Annotated in this window: 15 protein-coding genes; 9 read left to right on the top strand and 6 right to left on the bottom strand. The window is 68.8% G+C overall.

Annotated features, from left to right (window positions below; translation table 11 throughout):
• The first annotated feature begins 9 nt into the window (after window positions 1-9).
• From IAI53_RS17260 to IAI53_RS17245, 4 genes are all read left to right on the top strand, one after another.
• The gene (locus tag IAI53_RS17260; RefSeq protein ID WP_187719371.1) at window positions 10-681 is read left to right on the top strand and encodes a response regulator transcription factor; all 672 of its coding nucleotides are present in this window, start codon (window positions 10-12) and stop codon (window positions 679-681) included.
• Between the two features lie 95 nt (window positions 682-776).
• Window positions 777-1,469, top strand: coding sequence for a class I SAM-dependent methyltransferase (locus IAI53_RS17255; RefSeq protein ID WP_187719370.1), 693 nt, complete (start codon window positions 777-779; stop codon window positions 1,467-1,469).
• Window positions 1,450-2,148: a lipopolysaccharide kinase InaA family protein gene (locus IAI53_RS17250; protein WP_187719369.1), complete on the top strand. Its 699-nt coding sequence runs from the start codon at window positions 1,450-1,452 to the stop codon at window positions 2,146-2,148. Before IAI53_RS17255 ends, IAI53_RS17250 begins: the two co-directional genes overlap by 20 nt.
• An 18-nt stretch (window positions 2,149-2,166) precedes the next feature.
• Window positions 2,167-3,450, top strand: coding sequence for a HAMP domain-containing sensor histidine kinase (locus IAI53_RS17245; RefSeq protein WP_187719368.1), 1,284 nt, complete (start codon window positions 2,167-2,169; stop codon window positions 3,448-3,450).
• Here the strand turns inward: IAI53_RS17245 and dnaE are convergent.
• From dnaE to IAI53_RS17215, 6 genes are all read right to left on the bottom strand, one after another.
• Window positions 3,441-6,950 carry a DNA polymerase III subunit alpha gene (gene dnaE / locus IAI53_RS17240; protein WP_187719367.1) on the bottom strand — a complete coding sequence of 1,170 codons (3,510 nt, stop codon included), beginning with the start codon at window positions 6,948-6,950 and terminating at the stop codon, window positions 3,441-3,443. The two genes, IAI53_RS17245 and dnaE, sit on opposite strands and share 10 nt — an antisense overlap.
• A 43-nt stretch (window positions 6,951-6,993) precedes the next feature.
• The gene (locus IAI53_RS17235; protein WP_187719366.1) at window positions 6,994-8,970 is read right to left on the bottom strand and encodes a two-component regulator propeller domain-containing protein; all 1,977 of its coding nucleotides are present in this window, start codon (window positions 8,968-8,970) and stop codon (window positions 6,994-6,996) included.
• A 49-nt stretch (window positions 8,971-9,019) separates the two neighbouring features.
• On the bottom strand, window positions 9,020-10,495 hold the full coding sequence (locus IAI53_RS17230) for a mechanosensitive ion channel (protein ID WP_187719365.1): 1,476 nt from the start codon (window positions 10,493-10,495) through the stop codon (window positions 9,020-9,022).
• Window positions 10,496-10,695: 200 nt separating this feature from the next.
• Window positions 10,696-11,670, bottom strand: coding sequence for a quinone oxidoreductase family protein (locus tag IAI53_RS17225; protein WP_187719364.1), 975 nt, complete (start codon window positions 11,668-11,670; stop codon window positions 10,696-10,698).
• 38 nt (window positions 11,671-11,708) lie between these two features.
• On the bottom strand, window positions 11,709-12,929 hold the full coding sequence (locus IAI53_RS17220) for a phospholipase A (protein WP_187719363.1): 1,221 nt from the start codon (window positions 12,927-12,929) through the stop codon (window positions 11,709-11,711).
• 100 nt (window positions 12,930-13,029) lie between these two features.
• Window positions 13,030-15,327, bottom strand: a complete 2,298-nt coding sequence (locus IAI53_RS17215; protein ID WP_187719362.1) for an NADP-dependent malic enzyme — start codon at window positions 15,325-15,327, stop codon at window positions 13,030-13,032.
• A gap of 450 nt (window positions 15,328-15,777) precedes the next feature.
• Here IAI53_RS17215 and IAI53_RS17210 point away from each other — a divergent pair, with 450 nt between their 5' ends.
• The 5 genes from IAI53_RS17210 to mshL are packed head-to-tail and all read left to right on the top strand — an operon-like array spanning window position 15,778 to window position 20,131.
• A complete protein-coding gene (locus tag IAI53_RS17210; protein WP_187719361.1) occupies window positions 15,778-16,707 on the top strand; it encodes a type IV pilus biogenesis protein PilM in 930 nt (309 codons plus the stop codon).
• Complete coding sequence (locus IAI53_RS17205) at window positions 16,704-17,357, top strand: hypothetical protein (RefSeq protein ID WP_187719360.1); 654 nt, start codon at window positions 16,704-16,706, stop codon at window positions 17,355-17,357. The genes IAI53_RS17210 and IAI53_RS17205 overlap by 4 nt, the downstream gene beginning before the upstream one ends.
• Window positions 17,354-18,046 carry a type II secretion system protein M gene (locus IAI53_RS17200; RefSeq protein WP_187719359.1) on the top strand — a complete coding sequence of 231 codons (693 nt, stop codon included), beginning with the start codon at window positions 17,354-17,356 and terminating at the stop codon, window positions 18,044-18,046. The genes IAI53_RS17205 and IAI53_RS17200 overlap by 4 nt, the downstream gene beginning before the upstream one ends.
• The gene (locus IAI53_RS17195; RefSeq protein ID WP_187719358.1) at window positions 18,039-18,416 is read left to right on the top strand and encodes an MSHA biogenesis protein MshK; all 378 of its coding nucleotides are present in this window, start codon (window positions 18,039-18,041) and stop codon (window positions 18,414-18,416) included. The genes IAI53_RS17200 and IAI53_RS17195 overlap by 8 nt, the downstream gene beginning before the upstream one ends.
• Window positions 18,413-20,131, top strand: a complete 1,719-nt coding sequence (mshL, locus tag IAI53_RS17190) for a pilus (MSHA type) biogenesis protein MshL (protein WP_187719357.1) — start codon at window positions 18,413-18,415, stop codon at window positions 20,129-20,131. The genes IAI53_RS17195 and mshL overlap by 4 nt, the downstream gene beginning before the upstream one ends.
• Window position 20,132: the final 1 nt, after the last annotated feature.

Below are 20,132 nucleotides of genomic sequence, written 5' to 3'. Positions count from 1 at the left end.
GATCCTCCCATGCGCCTACTGGTCATCGAAGACAACCGCGACATCCTGGCCAATCTCGCCGATTATCTGAGCCTGAAGGGTTACACCGTCGATTGCGCCGCCGACGGCCTAACCGGCCTGCATCTTGCGGCAACCCAGCATTACGACCTGATCGTGCTCGACATCATGCTGCCGGGCATCGACGGCTTCACCCTCTGCGAACGCCTGCGCGAGGGCGAGCGCAAGGCCGTGCCGGTGATCATGCTCACCGCCCGCGATGCACTGGACGACCGCCTGCAGGGTTTCCGCACCGGTGCAGACGACTACCTCACCAAGCCGTTCGCCCTCCCCGAACTGGCCGCACGCATCCAGGCGGTACTCAAACGCAGCACGGGCGGTCTGCAGCACACCCTTCAGGTAGGCGATCTTTGCTACAACCTCGACACGCTCGAAGTCACACGCGCCGGGACGTCGGTACACCCCGGCCCGATCGGTCTCAGATTGCTCGCTGCGTTGATGCAGAGAAGCCCGGCCGTGGTCCGGCGCGAGGTGCTGGAGGAGGCGGTATGGGGTGACGACCCGCCTGACAGTGATGCCTTGCGCAGCCACGTTCACGCCCTGCGCCAACAGATCGACAAACCATTCGGAAGCCCCCTTCTGCACACGGTGCATGGTATCGGCTACCGCCTCGCTGAGCACTGACAGGCTCCGCCCAACGATTTCTTCACATCTGCCCGACCTTTCCTTCACCTGCACCCGAATAGCCTTGGCGGCTCTAGCACCACTCGGAACCCGCCATGCCCGCGACCGACAGCAACAACCGGATCGAACTTCCGTTCTCCGCCAAGTACGACCCGCAACATTCACAGTCGTACTTCGATAAGCATCGTGGCAGCCTGCGGAGACGCCTCACCAATCTGCGCGACCAACAACTGGCCCGCCGCGCACTGGCACTGGCCGGCCAGCCGCAACAGGTGCTGGACCTGCCCTGCGGCGCCGGCCGCTTCTGGAACACTCTGGCGGAGCACCCGGAACGCCTGATCATCGCTGCCGACAACTCCGCTGCAATGCTCGACGTCGCGGTACGCAATGCAGCCCCCCGCCTGCTGGAGCGCATCCGCCCGCTGCAGACCTCGGCCTTTGCGATCGGCCTGCCGGACCGGGCGGTCGACAGCATCTTCTGCATGCGCCTGCTGCACCACATCGGCCAGCCGGAGCACCGGCTCGCGATGCTGCGCGAATTCCATCGCGTGACCCGCGACACCGTCATCGTGTCCCTATGGGTGGATGGCAACTACATGGCCTGGCGCCGCAAACGTCAGGAAGCGCGGCGCCGGGCGCGTGGCAAGAGCGGATACCAGAATCGCTACGTGATTCCCCGCACTACCGCCGAGGCCGAGTTCGCCTTCGCGGGCTTCGAGATCGTCGCACGGCTGGATTTCCTCCCCGGACAATCAATGTGGCGCGTATATGTACTACGCCGCGCCTGAGCGTCACTACACACACGCCCACACAGCTCGCGATCGCCAGCGGGAATTTCATCCCTTCGATTATTGGTGGTCATTGCCCGGCGACTGGGTGGAAGCACCCAACCAGCGGCGCAACGGATGGAGCGGCGTGGTACGTGCCATCGTCGACGGCGAAGAGGTCTACATCAAGCGACAGTGCAACCACCTGTACCGCAGCCTCCGCCATCCGCTGGGCAGTCCGACGGCGAGTCGAGAGTGGCATTGTCTTCAACGCCTTGCCGGGTTGGGCATCCCCGCACCGAAGCCGCTCTTTCATGGCACCCGCCGCACGGCCGAAGGCATGCAGGCGGTGCTCGTCACCTCCGCGCTGAGCGGCTACCACGCGCTGGATGCCTTGCCCGCCGGCTCGGCGAGCGAACGTCGGGCGGTCGCCAGCGCCATCGGCCATGCGCTAGGTCACCTGCATCGTGCCCGCCTGCAGCACAGCTGCCTGTACGGCAAGCACGTTATGATCCGCTTCGACAGCACCGACTTGCCGCAGGTTGCCCTGCTCGATCTGGAGAAAATGCGCATGCGATTCACCCGAAGGCAGGCCGCCCGGCATGATCTGGAGCAACTTCAACGACACCAGCGCTTCCTGTCCCCCGACGACTGGCAGCTCCTGCTAGACGCACACGCGCGCGCACTCGTGGCACTCTGACTCCGTGATCCGGCCCCGATGAAGGCTTCGCTCTCCCGCCGGCTGTTCCGCACCATCCTCGTCATTGGCCTGATCAACGTGCTGGTGACGCTGGTGGCGGTGGACTATGTGTACGAGGACGTGGAGGACACCATCCTGCTTCGCGAACTGGCGCTGGAGCGCGACTTCCTCCAAGCGGCGATCACCGGGCCGCAGCCGCAGAGCTGGCAGACTGCGGTGCTCACCGCCACCTACCTGCCCGCGGGCGCCAGCCCGGACGCACTGCCCGCGCTTTTTCTCCACCGCAGCGTCCCGTTCTCAGCGGAGGTGCAAGTCGGCGAACGCACCTACCTGCTCTCCATCGAGCGCACCGCTACCCCGCCGGGCGTGCTCTACCTGGCACAGGACATCACTCTGATGGAAAGCCGCGAGACGGTGCTGCAGGTCGGCCTGGCAGCCTTCGCCATCGCGGCCCTGGCGCTGGCGCTGCTGCTCGCGCGCCTCGGCACGCGTCGTATCGTCGCGCCCCTGCAAGAGCTTACCCGACACATTGCGCGCATCCGCCCCGGTACGCCGTTCGCCCGCCTCGAGACCCACTATCGGGAGGCGGAACTCGCCGACATCGCCGACATGCTGAACCGCCTGCTCGCCGAGTTGGACGCCTACGTGCAGAGAGAGAAATCGCTGGTCAGCCTGGCCAGCCACGAACTGCGCACGCCGGTGGCGGTGATCTCGGGCGCCCTTGATGTGCTCGAGCAGCGCGACTCCCTCGGTGCGGCGGACCGCGACACCGTCGCGCGCATCCGTCGCGCGGCGGACGAGATGCGCGCCGACGTAGAAGCCCTTCTCAAGCTCGCACGCCGCGCGGACAAAGACGAACAGCTCGAGCAGGTGGACCTGGCGGCTGCCCTGAAGGGGCTGGTGGAACAACAGAACTGCGGCACCCCGGCACAGCGCTCCAGGGTGCATCTGCGGACGGCACAGCCGGGGCCGGTGGTGGCGGCCGACCCCGCACTGGTGCGGATGCTGCTGCGCAACCTGCTGCAGAACGCATTGCGCCACACCCGCGGGGCTGTACGCATCGATCTGGGCGCGCACAGCCTGAGCATTGCCGACGAAGGCGAAGGTCTGCCGGACCGGGTACGGAAGCGCCTCGCTAGCCCCGGCGACCGCCATGTGCCCGACGACGGCCTGGGGCTGTTCATCGTCCGGCTGATCTGCGAGCGCCTGGGCTGGCTGCTACAGATCCGTCGCAGCGACGCCGGCGGTACAGTGCTGGATCTGCTCTTCCTGCCGGACGCCACTCGCAGTATTCAGGAATAGAGCACTTCAACCGCCTCCGGCGGCAGCCATTCGCGCAGGCTCTCCAGCAGCGCGTCCTCCGGACGCACCCGCCAGCCCTCGCCGAACGGCAGGTCGGCCTCGGCCTCGGCGTTGCGGTAGCGCACCCGCACCGGGCAGCCGCCGTCGCGGAAAGGTGACAGCAGCCCCTGCAGGCGCTCGGCCGCGGCCACCGCGCCGCCGGCGGCCGGCACCTCGCCATTGATGCAGACCTGCAGCGCGCGGGCATGGCGCGCGCGCGCCTCGCCCAGGGTGTACAGGCGGTCGGCGATGATGCGCAGGCCGCCCTCGCCGTTGAAGTCGTCCTTGCTGACCTTGCCCTCGACCACCAGCACCTCGTCGGTGACGATCTTGCCGCGGTTGGCGTCCAGCACCTCGGAGTACACCGCCACCTCGCGCGGCTGGCTGCCGTCGTCGAGCTGGATGAAGGCCATCTTGCCGCGGCTGCCCATCTTGGTGCGCACTTCCATCACCACCCCGGCCATGCTCACCGGCTCGCGCGAGGGTTCGAGCTGCGACAGCGGGCGGCGCACGAAGCGCCGCACTTCGCTCTTGAAGGCGTTGAACGGGTGGCCGGAGAGGAAGAAACCGATCGCGGTCTTCTCTTCCTTGAGGCGGTCGCGCTCGGACCACAGGCGCACCTTGGCGAACTCGGGCGCGGCGCCGGCCGCTTCCGGGATCATGTCGAACAGCCCGCCTTGCAGCGCGTTGGCCGCGGCCTGCTCGGCCGCCTCCATCGCCAGGCCGACGGTGGCCACCAACTGCGCGCGGTCGATGCCCTGGTGGCCGGGGAGCGTGTCCATCGCCCCGGCGCGGATCAGCGCCTCGATGACCCGGCGGTTGACCATGCGGCGGTCGACGCGCTCGCAGAAATCGAACAGGTCGCGGAAGGCGCCACCCTTTTCACGTGCGCCGAGGATGGCGCGCACCGCCGGCTCGCCGCAGCCCTTTACCGCACCCAGTCCATAACGGATGGTCTTGCGGTCGACCGGCACGAAGCGGTAGTCGGATTCGTTCACGTCCGGCGGCAGCACCTTGATGCGGTTGGCCAGCGTGTCCTCGTAGAAGATCTTGATGGTGTCGGTGTTGTCCAGGTCGGACGACATCGTCGCCGCCATGAAGGCCGCACAGTGGTGGGCCTTGAGCCAGGCGGTGTGGTAGGTGACCACGGCGTAGGCCGCGGTGTGCGACTTGTTGAAGCCGTACTCCGCAAACTTGGTCATCAGGTCGAAGAGCTGTTCGGCCAGTGCCGGGTCGTAGCCCTTCTTTTGCGCGCCTTCCGCGATGGTGGCGCGGTGCTTGGCCATCTCGTCGGCTTTCTTCTTGCCCATCGCGCGCCGCAGCATGTCCGCGCCGCCCAGGGTGTAGCCGCCGATGATCTGGCTGATCTGCATCACCTGTTCCTGGTACACGATGACGCCGTAGGTCGGCTCCAGGCAGGCTTTCAGGTCCGGGTGGAAGTAGTCGATCTCCTGCTGGCCTTTCTTGCGCAGGATGAAGTCGTCCACCATGCCGGAGCCGAGCGGCCCCGGGCGGTAGAGCGCGAGCACCGCGATGATGTCTTCGAAGCGGTCGGGGGCGAGCTTCTTGAGGAGCTTCTTCATGCCGTCCGATTCGACCTGGAAGATCGCCGTGGTGTTGGCGTCCTTGAGGATCTGATAGGCGGCAGGGTCCTCGAAGCCCAGGCTCATCAGGTCGATGCGGCTCCCTTCCAGGCGCTGCACGTAATCGAGCGCGAGCTCGATAATCGTTAGGTTGCGCAGGCCGAGGAAGTCGAACTTCACCAGGCCGACCGCTTCCACGTCGTCCTTGTCGAACTGCGACACCGGCGTGGCGTCGTCGCCGTCGGCGATGTAGAGCGGGCAGAAGTCGGTGAGCTTGCCCGGCGCGATCAGCACGCCGCCGGCGTGCATGCCGACGCCGCGGGTGAGGCCTTCGAGCGGCTCGGCCAGGCCCCACAGGGTCTGGATGGCCTCGCCGTCGTTGCCGTCCTTCATCATCTCGCCGATCTGCGGCTCCATCTCGTAGGCCTTGGCGAGCGAGACCGGCTTGGCGCCTTCGATCGGGATCAGCTTGGAGAGACGGTCGCACAGGCCGTAGGGCAGGTCGAGCACGCGGCCGACGTCGCGCACCACCGCCTTGGAGGCCATGGTGCCGAAGGTGGCGATCTGGCTCACCGCCTCCTTGCCGTAGCGCTCGCGCACGTATTCGATGACGCGGTAGCGGTTGTCCTGGCAGAAGTCGATGTCGAAGTCGGGCATGGACACCCGCTCCGGGTTGAGGAAGCGCTCGAACAGCAGGGCGTACTCCAACGGATCGAGGTCGGTGATCTTCAGAGAATAGGCCACCAGCGAACCGGCGCCCGAGCCGCGCCCCGGCCCCACCGGCACGCCGTTGTTCTTGGCCCACTGGATGAAGTCCGCCACGATCAGGAAGTAGCCCGGGAAGCCCATCTGGATGATGGTGTCGGTCTCGAACTTGAGGCGTTCCTCGTAGCGCGGGCGCTGGCGCTCGCGCTCCCCGGCTTCCGGGTAGAGCTGGGCGAGACGCTCTTCCAGGCCGCGCTTGGCCTCCAGCACCAGGAAATCGTCCAGGCTCATGCCGTCCGGGGTCGGGAACAGCGGCAGGAAGTTCTTGCCCAACTGCACGGTCAGCGAGCAGCGCCGGGCGATCTCCACCGCGTTCTCCAGCGCCTCGGGCAGGTCGGCGAACAGCTCGCACATCTGCGCCTGGCTCTTGAAGTATTGCTCCTCGGTGAAGTTCTTCGGCCGCCGCTTGTCGGCCAGCACGTAGCCTTCGGCGATGCACACCCGCGCCTCGTGGGCGCGGAAGTCGTCCGGCTTCAGGAACCGCACCGGATGGGTGGCCACCACCGGCAGGCCCAGCTTGCCGGCGATCTGCACCGCCTGGCGGATGTAGCGCTCGGTGCCGGGGTGGCCGGCGCGCTGCAGCTCTATGTAGAAGGCGCCCGGGAACAGGCGCGCCCACTCCGCCGCGAGCTCCTCCGCCTGCGCGGCATTGCCGTTGGCCAGCGCCACCCCAATGTCGCCGTGCATCGCACCGGACAGGCAGATCAGCCCGCTCGCCGCGCCGCCCTCGAACCAGTCGCGGCGCAGTTCCGCGCGCCCGCGGTACTTGTTGTCCAGGAAGGCGCGGGTGAGCAGCTCGCACAGCTGGCCGTAGCCTTCGCGGTTCTTGCAGATCAGCAGCACGCGCGTGGGCTTGTCGCGCTCGGCGTCGTTGGTGATCCACGCGTCCACGCCGACGATGGGCTTGATGCCCCGCCCGCGCGCGCCCTTGTAGAACTTGACCATGCCGAACAGGTTGGCCAGGTCGGAAATCCCGAGCGCCGGCATGCCGTCATCGGCAGCGGCCTTCAGGACCTGATCGATCTGCACGATGCCGTCCACCACCGAGAACTCGGTGTGCATGCGCAGGTGGACGAAACGGGGTTCGGAGGGATTTGGAAGCTGGGCGGTCATGGGGCGGAATTCTACCCGAGCCGCCGACGCCGTCGCGCCGACGTCACTCCTTGACGCTGAGAAGCACCGACATCTCGGCGCGCTGCAGACCCGCACCATAGGTGGCAATCCACAGCCTGCCACGACCATCGGCAGCAAGTGCGTTGACGTCCGGATCGGGCAAGCCGTCCGCTCGCTCGAACTGGCGGCTGCGCGCACCATCGACGCGCAGCAGGCCTCGTCGCCATGCGCCAAGCCAGTATCCGCCATCGGCCACGACGACCGAGGTGAGATGCTCGCCCGACAGCAGGTGCTCGACCTCCCGCCCGTCGGCATCGAGCAGGAAGAGCCCGCCTCGCGTGGCCACCAGCAGGCGGCCGGCCTCGGCGCGCAGCGCGGTCACTTCGGCCGCTCCATCGGCTCCCGCCCACAACGGCCGCCAGGTCTCGCCGGTCAGCTGCCACACCTCGGCCCCCAGCGCGGCATACAGCACACCGTCCGCCGTCGCTTCGAGCGCTTGGGCGGCACCCGCCGGCAGGCCCGTCACCGGGCGCAGCTCGCCGTCGCCGTCCATCTGCCACAGACCATCGCCGCCGGCCACGAGGAGCGTGCCGCGATGCACGGCCAGCGCATGAACGCGGCGTGCGAGCGGTGCGCCGCGCGCGGCGGCCATCCGCCATTTGCCGGCGCGATAGTGCAACAATTCGCCGTACCACGAGCCGACCCAGGCCTCGTCCGCGCCGACCACCTGGAGCGCGGACAGCGCATCGACGCGACGCCCGAAACGCGCCCGGTAGCTGGCTGCGTCGAGCAGCAGTTCCGGCTCGTCGCCCTGGTAACGCGCCAGCGTGTACTTCCCCAGCGCCCACATGCGCCCGTCCGGCCCGCTGAGCACCGCCATGCCGGCCTTGTCGATGCCGGTCATCGCCTCGATCGCGTGGGCGGTGCGCACTCGCTCGATCAACTGCGCAGCCCCATTCAGGACGCGCTGGGCGGGCTCGGGCGCCAGCAGCCAGAAGGCCGCCAGCGCGACACACAGGAGCACGGGCACGCCGAGCTCGAAGGCGTAGGGCCGAAGAAAGCGTGCTCCGGCCAGCGGCGCGCGGCGCAGCGGCTTGCCGACCTGCCACGCTTCGCAGGCATAGACCGGCAGCGGATACGCCGCGTGGAAGTCGATGCCCGGTTGCGCGGCGCTCACCTGCAGCTCCCAGTAGCGCACCCGCGGGTCGGCCTGCAGACGGGTCAGAAGCTCCGGTTCATCCGGCAGATCGAAGGCGATCGCCGCCTCGCGCGCGCCGGCCGGCGGCGACAGCGTCCATTCGCGCCGGAAAAGCTCGCGGGCGCGGTGGTGGATGGTGCGGTGTTTGCCCTGCCCGCTGGCCTCGTACCACTCCTCGACGAAGCGCAGCACGAGATCCAGGCGCGCGAAGCGGTTGGGGGAGAAGCCAAGCTCGACCCGGCCACCGGGGCGGAATGGGAAGGCGCCGAAGGACAGCCGGCTGGTGCCGTACTTGAGGTACTGGACGAACCGGTAGGCAGCCACCACCGCGCCGAGCAGCCAGGCGATGTCGAAAAAACCGACCAGCGCGCGCACCACGAAGCGGCCGTCGTCGCTGAGGAAGGCCCACCAGTTCAAGGGCACCAGCAATGCACCAAACAGCACCACGCCAAGCAGCGTCTGTCCCCAGCGTGCCGCGCCGCCGTCGGTGACACCGCACGGGTCCCAGGGGTAGTCGAGCAGCCATGGGCGGTCGGCGTGGCGACTGCGCTGCATCCTGATACGGCGGGCTGCGAGCAGGCCGCGCAGGCCGTGGCCGCACAGTACCGCCCCGGCGAGCGCGAAGGCCACGCCAACGGCGCCGATCACCCACAGCGGCGCATGCGCCCGCCCGGGCAACGGCAGCACGCCGAAGCCGGCCAGTGCGAAATAGGTGCCGACAACGATGAACGGAAGCGCGACCAGCACCGCCAGCCCGCCGTAGGCGGTGCGTGCGATGCGCGTTTCGGTGGCCACGCCCCGGCGTGGCGAGTTGCCCTTCATGTTGTCCCCGGCTGCGAAGGCGGGCCGCCCAGGGCCCGCCGCCAGGGCATTATCCGTCCTTGCGCTCGTCCTTGCGCAGGCGCGCCAGCCAGTACTCCATCTGCCGTCCGGCCGCTTCGCGCCCGCCGAGGCCGAAGGACAGCGCCACCGCCACCGCCACCGCGCCCAAGGTGAGGCCGAAGGCGAGATTGACGATGTCGTCGGCGATGCCCATGGCGCGCAGGCCCATGGCGATCACCAGGCCGAGGATGGCGGCGCGCGCCACCTGGGCCAGGCCGACGCTCTTCTCGCCGCTCGCGCTGGCGATCGCGGCGTGGGCGAGGTTGGCGAGCCAGAAGCCGATTACCAGGATCACGCCGCCGAGCAGGATGTCGCCGCCGAACTGGATGAACATCGCGACGATGTCGCTCACCTGGCCGAAGCCCAGGCGGTTGGCGGCCTCCACGGTAGCGAACAGCATGGCGAAGAACAGCACCAGGCGCCCGACCAGGGCCGAGGCGCTGAGTTCGCCCTTGAAGGCATGCGCAAAGCCCAGGCGGGCCGGCAGTTGGTCGAAGCCCACGCCGGCGAGCAGCTTGCCGATCAGCCCGGCGGCGAAGCGGGCGACGAACCAGGTGACGGTCAGGATCACCGCTGCGGCCAGGATGTGCGGCACCGCGTCGAAGAACTGCTGCAGCATGCCGATGGCCGGCCCCGAGACCGCCTCGATCTGCAGGGCGTCGAGCGCGGCGATCAGGCTGGGCACGAAGACCAGGATGAACACCACGATGCCGGCCAGGCGGGACAGCCGCAGGTCCTCGCCCAGGCCCAGCGTACCGCCGAGCTTGTCCGCGCCCGCGGCCGCCAGCAGGTTGCCCACCAGCCCGCGCAGCACGCTGGCCACCACCCAGCCGACCAGGCCGATGACCGCGGCGGCGAAGATGTTGGGCACCATTGCCAGGGCCTTGTCGAGCATGTCCTGCACCGGTTCGAGCAGGCCGTGCAGGCCCAGCACGCCGAGCACCGCCGGCAGGAACAGCAGCAGCACCAGCCAGAACAGCACGTTCGCCAGATTGCGGCTCATCGGCTCCATGCCGGCCTCGGCCGACAGCTTGTCGTCCAGCGTGGTCGCGGAGAGCGCCTTCTCGGTGAGCGCGCGCAGCAGCGTTGCGGCCAGCCAGGCCACCAGGGCCAGCACGGCGCCGGCGATGAGTTGCGGCACATAGCTGGTGATGCGTTCGAGCAGGGCGGCGAAGGGCGCGGACACGTTCTCCAGGTTGAGCGTGTTGAGCACCGCGATCAGGGTGACCAGCAAGACCAGCCAGAACACCCCGAGGGTCAGTGCGCGCTCGGCGTCCATCTCCTGCCCCACGGCATCCTTCAGCCGCCGGTTCAGCCCGCTCATCGCCAGCAGGCGGCGCAGCGCCGCCCGCAGGCTGACCGCAACGAACCAGCCCACCACCAGGATCGCCAGCGCACCGAACACGGTGGGCAGGCTGCCGCCGAGGCTAGCCCCCAGCGCGCCCCACATCGTTTCCTGTTCCATTCGGAAACCTCCATCGATGAATATGTCCGCAGGACCGCAGCGTAGCGCGGCACCGCTGCCGTCGTCATACGCCAAAGGGGCATGACGACGGCAGTTCATCATTCATGATAGATCGCAGGAGGCGAAGGCAAGTGTGGCAATTCGATAAATTTGCGGTGCCGCAGCAAACCGCATGCACATGCCGCGCAAGCGCGCCCGCGTCAGGGCAGCAGGATGGTCGAGCCCGTGGTGCGCCGGGCCTCCAGGTCGCGATGGGCCTGGGCGGCATCGGCCAGCGGATAGCGCTGGTTGACCTCGATCTTCACCTTGCCGGAGATCACCGCGTCGAACAGTTCGCCGGCCATCGCCAGCAGATCTTCGCGCCGCGCGGTGTAGGTGAACAGGGTCGGGCGGGTGAGGAAGAGCGAGCCCATCTTGGCCAGCAGGCCGATGTCGAAGGGCGGCACCGGGCCGGAGGCGGCGCCGAACAGCACCATGGTGCCGAGCGGGCGCAGGCAGGAGAGCGAATCCATGAAGGTGTCCGCGCCGATCGAGTCATACACCACCGGCACGCCCGCGCCGCCGGTGATCTCGCGCACGCGCTCGGCGAATTTCTCGCGGGTGTAGACGATGGGGTGGTCGCAGCCGTGTGCGCGCGCCAGCGCGGCCTTCTCGTCCGATCCCACGGTGCCGATCACCGTGGCGCCCAGCGCCTTTGCCCACTGGCAGACGATCAGCCCCACGCCGCCGGCGGCCGCGTGGATCAGGATGGTGTCGCCGGGCTGCACCCGGTAGGTGCGGCGCAGCAGGTACTGCGCGGTGAGCCCCTGCAGCATCATCGCCGCGCCCTGCTCGAAGGACAGCGCCTCCGGCAGCTTGACCAGGCGGTCGGCCGGCATGTTGCGCAGCTGTGCGTAGGCACCCAGGGGCCCGCCGGCGTAGGCCACGCGATCGCCCGGGGCGAGATCGCTCACGCCCTCGCCCACCGCCTCGACCACGCCCGCGCCCTCGAGGCCGATGCCGGAAGGCAGGGGCACCGGGTACAGGCCGGTGCGGTGGTAGGTGTCGATGTAGTTCAGGCCGACCGCGTGGTGGCGCACCTGCGCCTCGCCGGCCGCGGGTGGCGGCACTTCGATCGATTCCCACTGCAACACTTCGGGGCCGCCGGTCTGATGGAAGCGGATGGCTTGGGGCATGTGCGTCTCCTTTGTTCTGGGCCGCAGGTGGCGGCGGCTTATCTGACGATGGAAAGGCCGATTCTAAACCGCGACCCGCGACGTTCGTCGTAGTCCAGCAGGGTCTCGCCGTAGCCCTTGAAATACTGCAGGTGCAGGAAGGCGCCCACGCCGGAGAAGATGCTGCGCCGGACCGGATAGGACAGGTCGAGCTGGACGCTTTCCTTGCCCGCGGTGCCGCGGCGCAGCAGCCCGGTCAGCATGAGGCCGTCGTCGCGCCCCGCGCGCAGGCCGAGTTCCGCATAGCCGCGGTAGCGCGCGATGTCCGGATTGTCCTCCTTGTCGAGGTAGAACCAGAACTTGGGCGCAGCGCCCAGGTAGGTGCGCCCGTCGGCCAGGTAGTAGCGTGCGTCGGCACGCAGGAACAGGGTGTCGATGCTGCGCGAATCCTCGCCGTCGCGCCCGTTCGATTCGTGCTCGTAGCCACCGGCAAAGGCCAGCGAACCGCCGCTTTCCGGGTCGCTGGCACGCCACTGGTAGAACAGCGAAGGGCGGAAGCTGCTGTCGCGGAAGGGCTTGGAGTCCGAGGACAGGTCCCACAGCGAGGTCTGGGTGAAGCCGAAGTAGAGCCCGCGGACCACCGGAAAGGCCTCGCCCACCAGGCCATGGTCGTCGAACAGGCGGTAGCGGAAACTGAACTGGAAGCGCGCGGCACGCTTGTCGTGCCCGCCGACCAGGAAATAGATGGGTTCGTGGAAACCGAGCGCAGCCGGGGCGACTGTCTCGTCCGTCCGCAGCGCTTCTCCGTCCAGGGATGAAGACAGCGCGGCGGGCCTCGCCTCGGCGGATGCAGGCTCGAGCGCCGCAACGCCTGCCGGGCGCTCGCCGCTGGCTTCGACCAGCAGCCGGGCCGCCGGCATGTCGCGCAGGGCCAGGGTTGCAACGCCCAGCAGTTCTGCCGGCCAGCGCCCCAGGTAGCGCCGCTGGGTCGCTGTCTGCGGCGCATCGCTGCCGCCTTCCGCCGCTGCAAGCTCGATGGCGATACGGGCGCCGCCGGGGGCCTCGACCTGCGCCGGTAAGCTGTCGGGCCAGTGCTGCGGTGGTGTCGACGCCACCACGACGACCTCGAAGCTTTCCCCCGGCACCACGCGCGGATCGGGCGACGCGAGCAGCCAGGACGAGGCGGCGGCCGGGCCGGTCAGCACGCACCACAGGGCAAGCGCCGCAGCCCGCCACGGTCGCCATGCGCGATGCGCCGCAGCGCCGAACCGGACGATCATCGCCAGTCCTCCCTGCCGTTGGGCACGGCCCGCCGGGCGCCGCGCGTCCTTGTCCGCCACCCGCAGCCCGAAGGCATGCGGGCGGCGCCTGTCCGCCCGCTCAGCGTGCGGAGGCCTCGCGCTGACCCTGCGCATCGACCACCGAGACGGCCGTGATGTTCACCAGCCGGCGCACCGTGGCCGAGGGCGTCAGGATATGCACCGGCAGCGCAGCACCGAGCAGCATGGGTCCGACCGAGACGCCGTCGCCGTTGGCGATCTTCATCAGGTTGAAGGAGATGTTGGCCGCGTCCAGATTGGGCATGACCAGCAGGTTGGCCTCGCCCTGCAGCGTCGATTCGGGATTGACCTTGCTGCGGATCTCGGCGCTCAGCGCGGCGTCGCCGTGCATTTCGCCGTCGCAGATCAGGTCCGGATCCGAGGCGCGCAGGATGTCGCTGGCCGCCCGCATCTTGCGGGCGGAAGCCGACGAGGAACTGCCGAAGTTGGAATGCGACAGCAGCGCCACGCGCGGCTCGATGCCGAAGCGGCGCAGCTCATCGGCGGCCATGCGGGCGATTTCCGCCACTTCCTCGGCATTCGGGCTCTCGTTCACATAGGTGTCGGTGACCGCCAGCATGCGCTTGGGCAACAGCAGGATGTTCATCGCCGCAAACTGCTTGCAGCCCGGCTTGAGACCGATCACGTCCTGCACCTGCTTGAGGTGGTAGTCGTAGGTGCCGAAGGTGCCGCACACCAGCGCATCCGCATCCCCGGTGCGCAGCAGCATGCAGCCGATCAGCGTGGTGTCGCGGCGCATCTTGGCCTTGGCGATGTCCGGCGTCACGCCGTCGCGGCTCATCAGGCGGAAGTACTCGTTCCACAGGTCGCGGTAGCGCGGATCGGACTCCGGATTGACGATGTCGAAGTCGCGCTCCGGCACCAGGTTGAGGCCGATCTTCTTGATGCGCATCTCGATCACGCCCGGACGGCCGATCAGGATGGGGCGCGCCAGGCCCTCATCGACCACCACGCGCACCGCGTGCAGCACGCGCGGGTCCTCGCCCTCGGCGTACACCACGCGCTTCTGCTCCATCGGCACGCGCTTGGCGGCCGAGAACACCGGCTTCATGAGCACGCCGGACTGGTAGACGAAGTCGCTCAGGCTGGCCACATAGGCCGCCATGTCCTCCAGCGGCTTGGTCGCCACGCCGGAGTCCATCGCCGCCTTGGCCACCGCCGGGGCGATCTTGACGATCAGGCGCGGGTCGAAGGGCTTGGGGATGATGTACTCGGGGCCGAAGGACAGCTCCGCGCCGCCGTAGGCCGAGGCGACGATGTCGCTTTGCTCGGCCTGGGCCAGCTCGGCGATCGCCTTCACGCAGGCCAGCTTCATCTCCTCGTTGATCGTGCTGGCGCCCACGTCGAGCGCGCCGCGGAAGATGAAGGGGAAGCACAGCACGTTGTTCACCTGGTTCGGGTAGTCCGAACGGCCGGTGGCGATGATGCAGTCCGGGCGAACGCGCTTGGCGTCTTCCGGCAGGATCTCGGGGTTGGGGTTGGCGAGCGCGAAGATCAGCGGCTTGTCGGCCATCTTCTGCACCATCTCGGGCTTGAGCACGCCCGCGGTGGACAGGCCGAGGAACACATCGGCGCCAACGATGGCGTCAGCCAGGGTACGCGCGTCGGTGACTTGGGCGTAGCGCGCCTTGTTGGCCTCCATCTTCTCGTCGCGGCCCTGGTAGATGACGCCCTTGGAGTCGCACACGAAGACGTTCTCGCGCTTCAGGCCCAGGCCCACCATCAGGTCCAGGCAGGCGATGGCCGCCGCGCCGGCGCCGGAGCACACCAGCTTGACCTGGCCGATGTCCTTGCCGATCAGCTTGAGGCCGTTGATCAGACCGGCCGAGGAGATGATCGCGGTGCCGTGCTGGTCGTCGTGGAAGACCGGGATCTTCATGCGCTCGCGCAGCTTCTGCTCGATGTAGAAGCACTCGGGCGCCTTGATGTCCTCCAGATTCACCCCGCCCAGGGTGGGCTCAAGCGCGGCGATGATGTCGATCAGCTTGTCGGGGTCGTTCTCCGCCAGTTCGATGTCGAACACGTCGATGTTGGCGAACTTCTTGAACAGGCAGCCCTTGCCTTCCATCACCGGCTTGGACGCCAGCGGGCCGATGTTGCCCAGGCCCAGCACCGCGGTGCCGTTGGTGATCACCGCCACCAGGTTGCCGCGGCTGGTCAGTTCGCGCGCCTCCGCAGGGTCGGCGACGATGGCGTCGCAGGCGGCGGCGACGCCGGGGGAATAGGCCAGCGCCAGATCGCGCTGGTTGGTGAGGCCCTTGGTCGGAACGACCGAAATCTTGCCCCGCGTCGGTGCACGGTGATAGTCCAGCGCCGCGGCGATGAAGTCCTGATCCATTGTTCTCCCTCTCGGAATGCTGTGGTTGTCTGCGTCAGGCGCAATGGTGGCCGCATGGCGCGGCCTCGCCTATTGCGAACATCCGCAGCGTATTCGGATTATGTGTGCGCCTCGAAACGGGCGCCCGCTGCAGACCGGGCCACTCCGGCCCGCATGACGCCGGCTTCGGGGAGTGGGCCGGAACGTGCATGACTGACGAAGTCGCAGTTTAGCTCAGCGCCGCCGACTTTGGCAGGGGCGCCCAGGAGGGGAAGATATCGTCGAAAGTGTGACATTTTTCCTCCTTCGATCAACTTTGCCCTGCGCTTTTCGCGCATCCGGCGCCCCCGCCCGGCGGCAACGACTCCCCTCCCCGGATTGGGTGGCATAATCCCTCCCGGTCGCAGGGGAAACCCTTGCGCATCACGTCGTCCGTCATAGTATTCAGGGGGAGTCCGCGGATTGTTCGGCATGCGTTTCGGTAAGCGGGGCAAAGCGTCGACCGACGGCCAGGTCGGCCTCGTCGTCTCGGACGAAAGTGTTACCGCCGTGCACATCCGCCGCGGCGACGGCGAACCGCCGCGACTGCTCGCCCGCTTCGACGGACCGAAGGACGGCGGCAGCGGGACGCTGGCGGCCTGGGTGGCGGAGCACCGCCTGCAGGGCGTGCCGGCCGCGCTCACGCTGGACCACGGCGACTACGTCATCCACCAGCTGGACAGACCCGAGGTGCCCGCCGAGGAGCTGCGCCAGGCGCTGCGCTGGCGGCTCAAGGACCTGATCGACTACTCCCCGGCCGACGCGGTGATCGACGTGTTCGAAGCCCCGCCCGCGCGCCAGAAGCGCATCGAGCCGGTGCAGGTGGTGGCCGCACGGGCCAGCCGCCTCAAGCCCATGGTCGCCACGATCAACGCCACCGGGCTGGACCTGCAGCGCATCGACATTGCCGAATTCGCGCTGCGCAACCTGCTCAGCCGGGCGCTCGGCAGCCTGGAGACCACCGCCGTCCTGCACCTGCGTCCGCAACGCGGCACGCTGCAGATCTGCCGCGACGACAAGTTCTATTTCGCCCGCGCGCTCGACCAGGGCCTCGACGCCCTGAGCTACACCGCGGGCGGCGGCACCTTCGGCGGACTCGCCGACGTGGACGACCGCATCGCCCTGGAAGCGCAGCGCACCATGGACTACTACGACAGCCACTTCGGCCACGGGCCGGTGAAGAAGCTGCTGGTCCTCGGCCGCGGCGCCGAACTGCAGCGCCTGGTCGACTACATCACCAGCGCGCTCGGCCTGGCCACCCGCCTGGTCGGCGCGGCCGACCTGGTCAGCGGCCTGGACGAGAACGACACGGTGGCCGAAGCGATGCCGCTCGCCCTCGGCGGCGCCCTGGGGGTCGCATGAACACCACCGTCCGCCAGGAGGTCAACCTCCTCGACGAGTCGCTGGTCGACCGCAAGCCGGTGTTGCCGGCCATCCAGGTGGTCCTGGCAATCGTCGCGGCGGCGGTCTGCATGGCGGCGCTCGCCGGCTGGATGACCCTGCGCCTGAACGCCCCGCGTGCCGAGCTGGCGCAGCTGGCGCAGCACACCCGCAGTCTCGAAACCAGCGTCGCCGAACTCGCCGCCCGTCTGGACGCACGCAAGCCGGACCCCGGCCTGGCGCTCGAGGCCCGTCGCCTCGAGGTGCAGCTCATGCACCTGCGCCGGCTCGCCGACAGCGCCGCAGCCGGTGGCCAGGCCACTCCGCTGACCGCCTTCGTCGAAGGCCTGGGACGCCAGCGCCCGGAAGGCCTGTGGCTGACCCGCATCCTGGTCGCCAACAGCGGGCGCGACCTGGCGCTTGTCGGCAGCGCCCTGGAGCCCGGCCTGCTGCCGACCTACATCGAGTCGCTCGGCCAGGAGACGGCCTTTGCAGGGCTGGCCTTCGGCGAGCTCAGCCTCGCCCGTGCGCCCGACGACACCCGCCGGATCGACTTCCGCGTCGCCGCCGGCTGCCTGGGTGCCCCCGCGGCATCGGCCGCCTGCGTCGGCCTGGAGGACGCCCGCCAATGAAGAAGGCCTGGACCCGGCTGCTCGCGGCCATCGACCGGCGCTCGCTGCGCGAGCGGGCCCTGCTGCTCGCCGCCGCGCTCGCGGTCATCGTGCTGCTGGCCGACGCGCTGTTCATCGAACCCGCCCGGCAGGCCTACAAGACCGACCAGGCGCGCCTGACCGAAGCCCGCAGCCGCGTGGCCGGCCTGGAGGCCAGCGCGGCGGGCCTGCAGGCCGAACTTGCCGCCGACCCGGATGCGGAAGCCAAGGCGCGCATCGCCGCCCTGCAGGGAGCGATCGCCCAGGCCGACGGCCGGCTGGCGGAGGCCGTCTCCCGTTTCATCCCGGCCGACCGCATGCACGAGGTGCTGCGCGCCCTGGTCACGCAGACCGGCGGGCTGCACCTCCAGGCGCTGCGCAGCCTGCCGCCTGCCGCCCTGGACGGCGGCCCCGCGGACGAGACCGCGGCGCAGGCCGACGCCGACACCGACGCCCCGCCCCAGCCCGCGGCGCGCGTGTGGAAACGCGGCGTGGAACTGCAACTGCGCGGCAGCTACGCGGCGCTGAACGCCTACCTGCACACGGTCGAGCAGCAGCCCTGGCTGCTCAACTGGGACCTGCTGTCGATCGACGGCACGGATTACCCCGAAGCGGCGTTCACCCTGCGCCTGCACACCCTGAGCCTGGACAAGGAGTGGATCGGTGTCTGACCTGCACATGCTTGCCCGCCTCGCCCTGCTGTTCGCCTGCTCGGGCGCGGCCACCGCAGCCAGCGGCGCAGCCGGGATTCCCGACCCACTGGCCCCTCCCGGCCAGATCGCGGCGCCGTCCGCGGCTGACGGTGCCGCACCGCTTGCGGCCGCCAGGCTGCAGGCCACGCGCGTGGGGCCGGACGACGGCTTCGCGGTGATCGACGGCACCACGGTGCGCCGTGGAGAGCGCGTCGGCGATGCGGTGGTGGTGCGCATCGAGGCCGCCTCGGTCACGCTGCGCGGCGACGACAACACCGAACGGGTCCTGCGCTTCGACGCCCCGGGAATGAGCAAACGGCCAGCGGGCCGCAACGGAACACAGCCATGAAGTCCTGCATCGCACGTCCGGCGCTCGCCGCCCTCGCCCTTGCCCTGGCCGCTTGCGCCAGCCCCCGCCCGGGACAGGGCCCCGATTCGCCCTACGCGCAACTGCGCAGCGAGATCGCCGCCCAGGCCCCGGCCGCCCAGGACGCCGCGTTGCCGCCCGAGGTGGCCGCCGCCCTGCTGCCGCCAGTGGCGATCGACATCCCCAAGGCGCCGGAGCGCCGCTTCGACATCGACGTGCGGGACGTGGATGCCCGCACCTTCTTCATGTCGCTGCTGCACGACAGCGCCGAGAACATCGTCGTCCATCCGGCGGTCGACGGCACGCTCACACTCAGCCTGCGCAATGTCAGCGTGCCCGAGGTGCTCACCGCGGTGCGCGACGTCTATGGCTACGACGTGCGCCGCAGCAGCGCCGGCTGGCAGGTGTTCCCGGCCGCCCTGCAGTCGCGCATGTTCAACGTGAACTACATCAACCTGAAGCGCGACGGCCGCACCGAGACCCGGGTCAGCTCCGGCCAGTTGCGCGGCGGCGACGACGACACCGGCAGCGGCAGCAACGGCAGCGCGGGGCGCGAGTCGTCCAATCCGGCCAGCAGCCAGATCGAGACCACCTCGAGCAGCCGCTTCTGGACCGAGCTCGAACAGTCGCTGCGCCTGATCGTCGGCGTCGAAGGCGGTGGCGAAGGCTCCGCCGGGCGTGCGGTGGTGGTCAATCCGCACACCGGCCTGGTGCTGGTACGCGGCATGCCGGCCGAACTGCGCGAAGTGGAGTTCTTCCTGCAATCGCTGCAGGACAGTGTCACCCGCCAGGTGCTGCTGGAAGCGAAGATCCTCGAAGTCGAGCTCTCCGACGGCTTTCAGACCGGCATCAACTGGGCCGGTCTGAAAGCCGGCAAGGACGGCAGCATCCTGGTGGGGCAAGGGCCTGGCTACAGCGGAACGAGCCAGCCGAGCAACAACACCTTGCTCGGCATGCTCGACGAAACTGGAGCGTTCTCGCCATTCACGCAGGGTAACGGGCTCGACGCCAATGCCTTTGGCGGAATCTTCTCCGTCGCCCTGCAACTGCGTGATTTCGGCGCCTTCATAGAGTTGCTCAAGACTCAGGGAGATGTTCAGGTGCTGTCCAGTCCGCGCATCGCCACCATGAACAACCAGAAGGCGGTGATCAAGGTGGGTTCGGACGAGTTCTTCGTTACCCGCATCTCCAGCAACAACACCACCACCGGCACCACCACCACCACCTCGCCGGAGATCGAGCTCACCCCCTTCTTCTCCGGCATCGCGCTCGACGTCACCCCGCAGATCGACGCCAGTGGTGACATCATCCTGCATGTGCGCCCGGCGGTCAGCGAAGTGGTCGACCAGACCAAGACGCTCACTGTGTTCGGCCAGCAACAGACCCTGCCTTTGGCTTTCAGCACCATGCGCGAATCCGACAGCATCGTGCGCGCGAAAAACGGCCAGATCATCGTCATCGGCGGGCTGATGCAGGACTCCCAGCGCGACGGCCAGGCCGGTCTGCCGGTGCTGGGCGACCTGCCGGTGGTCGGCCACCTGTTCCGCCATACCCAGAAGACCCGGCGCAAGACCGAACTGGTGATCCTGCTCAAGCCCATCGTGGTGGACGACAACCGCTCCTGGCAGGACGATCTCGCCGGCGCCACCGGGCGCATCGACGGCCTGCTTTCGCCGGGTGGCATCCCGCCGCGCTGAG

Origin of the sequence: Thauera sedimentorum (assembly GCF_014489115.1) — a bacterium.
Lineage (GTDB): Bacteria > Pseudomonadota > Gammaproteobacteria > Burkholderiales > Rhodocyclaceae > Pseudothauera > Pseudothauera sedimentorum.
This window is presented reverse-complemented; position numbering and strand designations above follow the sequence as displayed.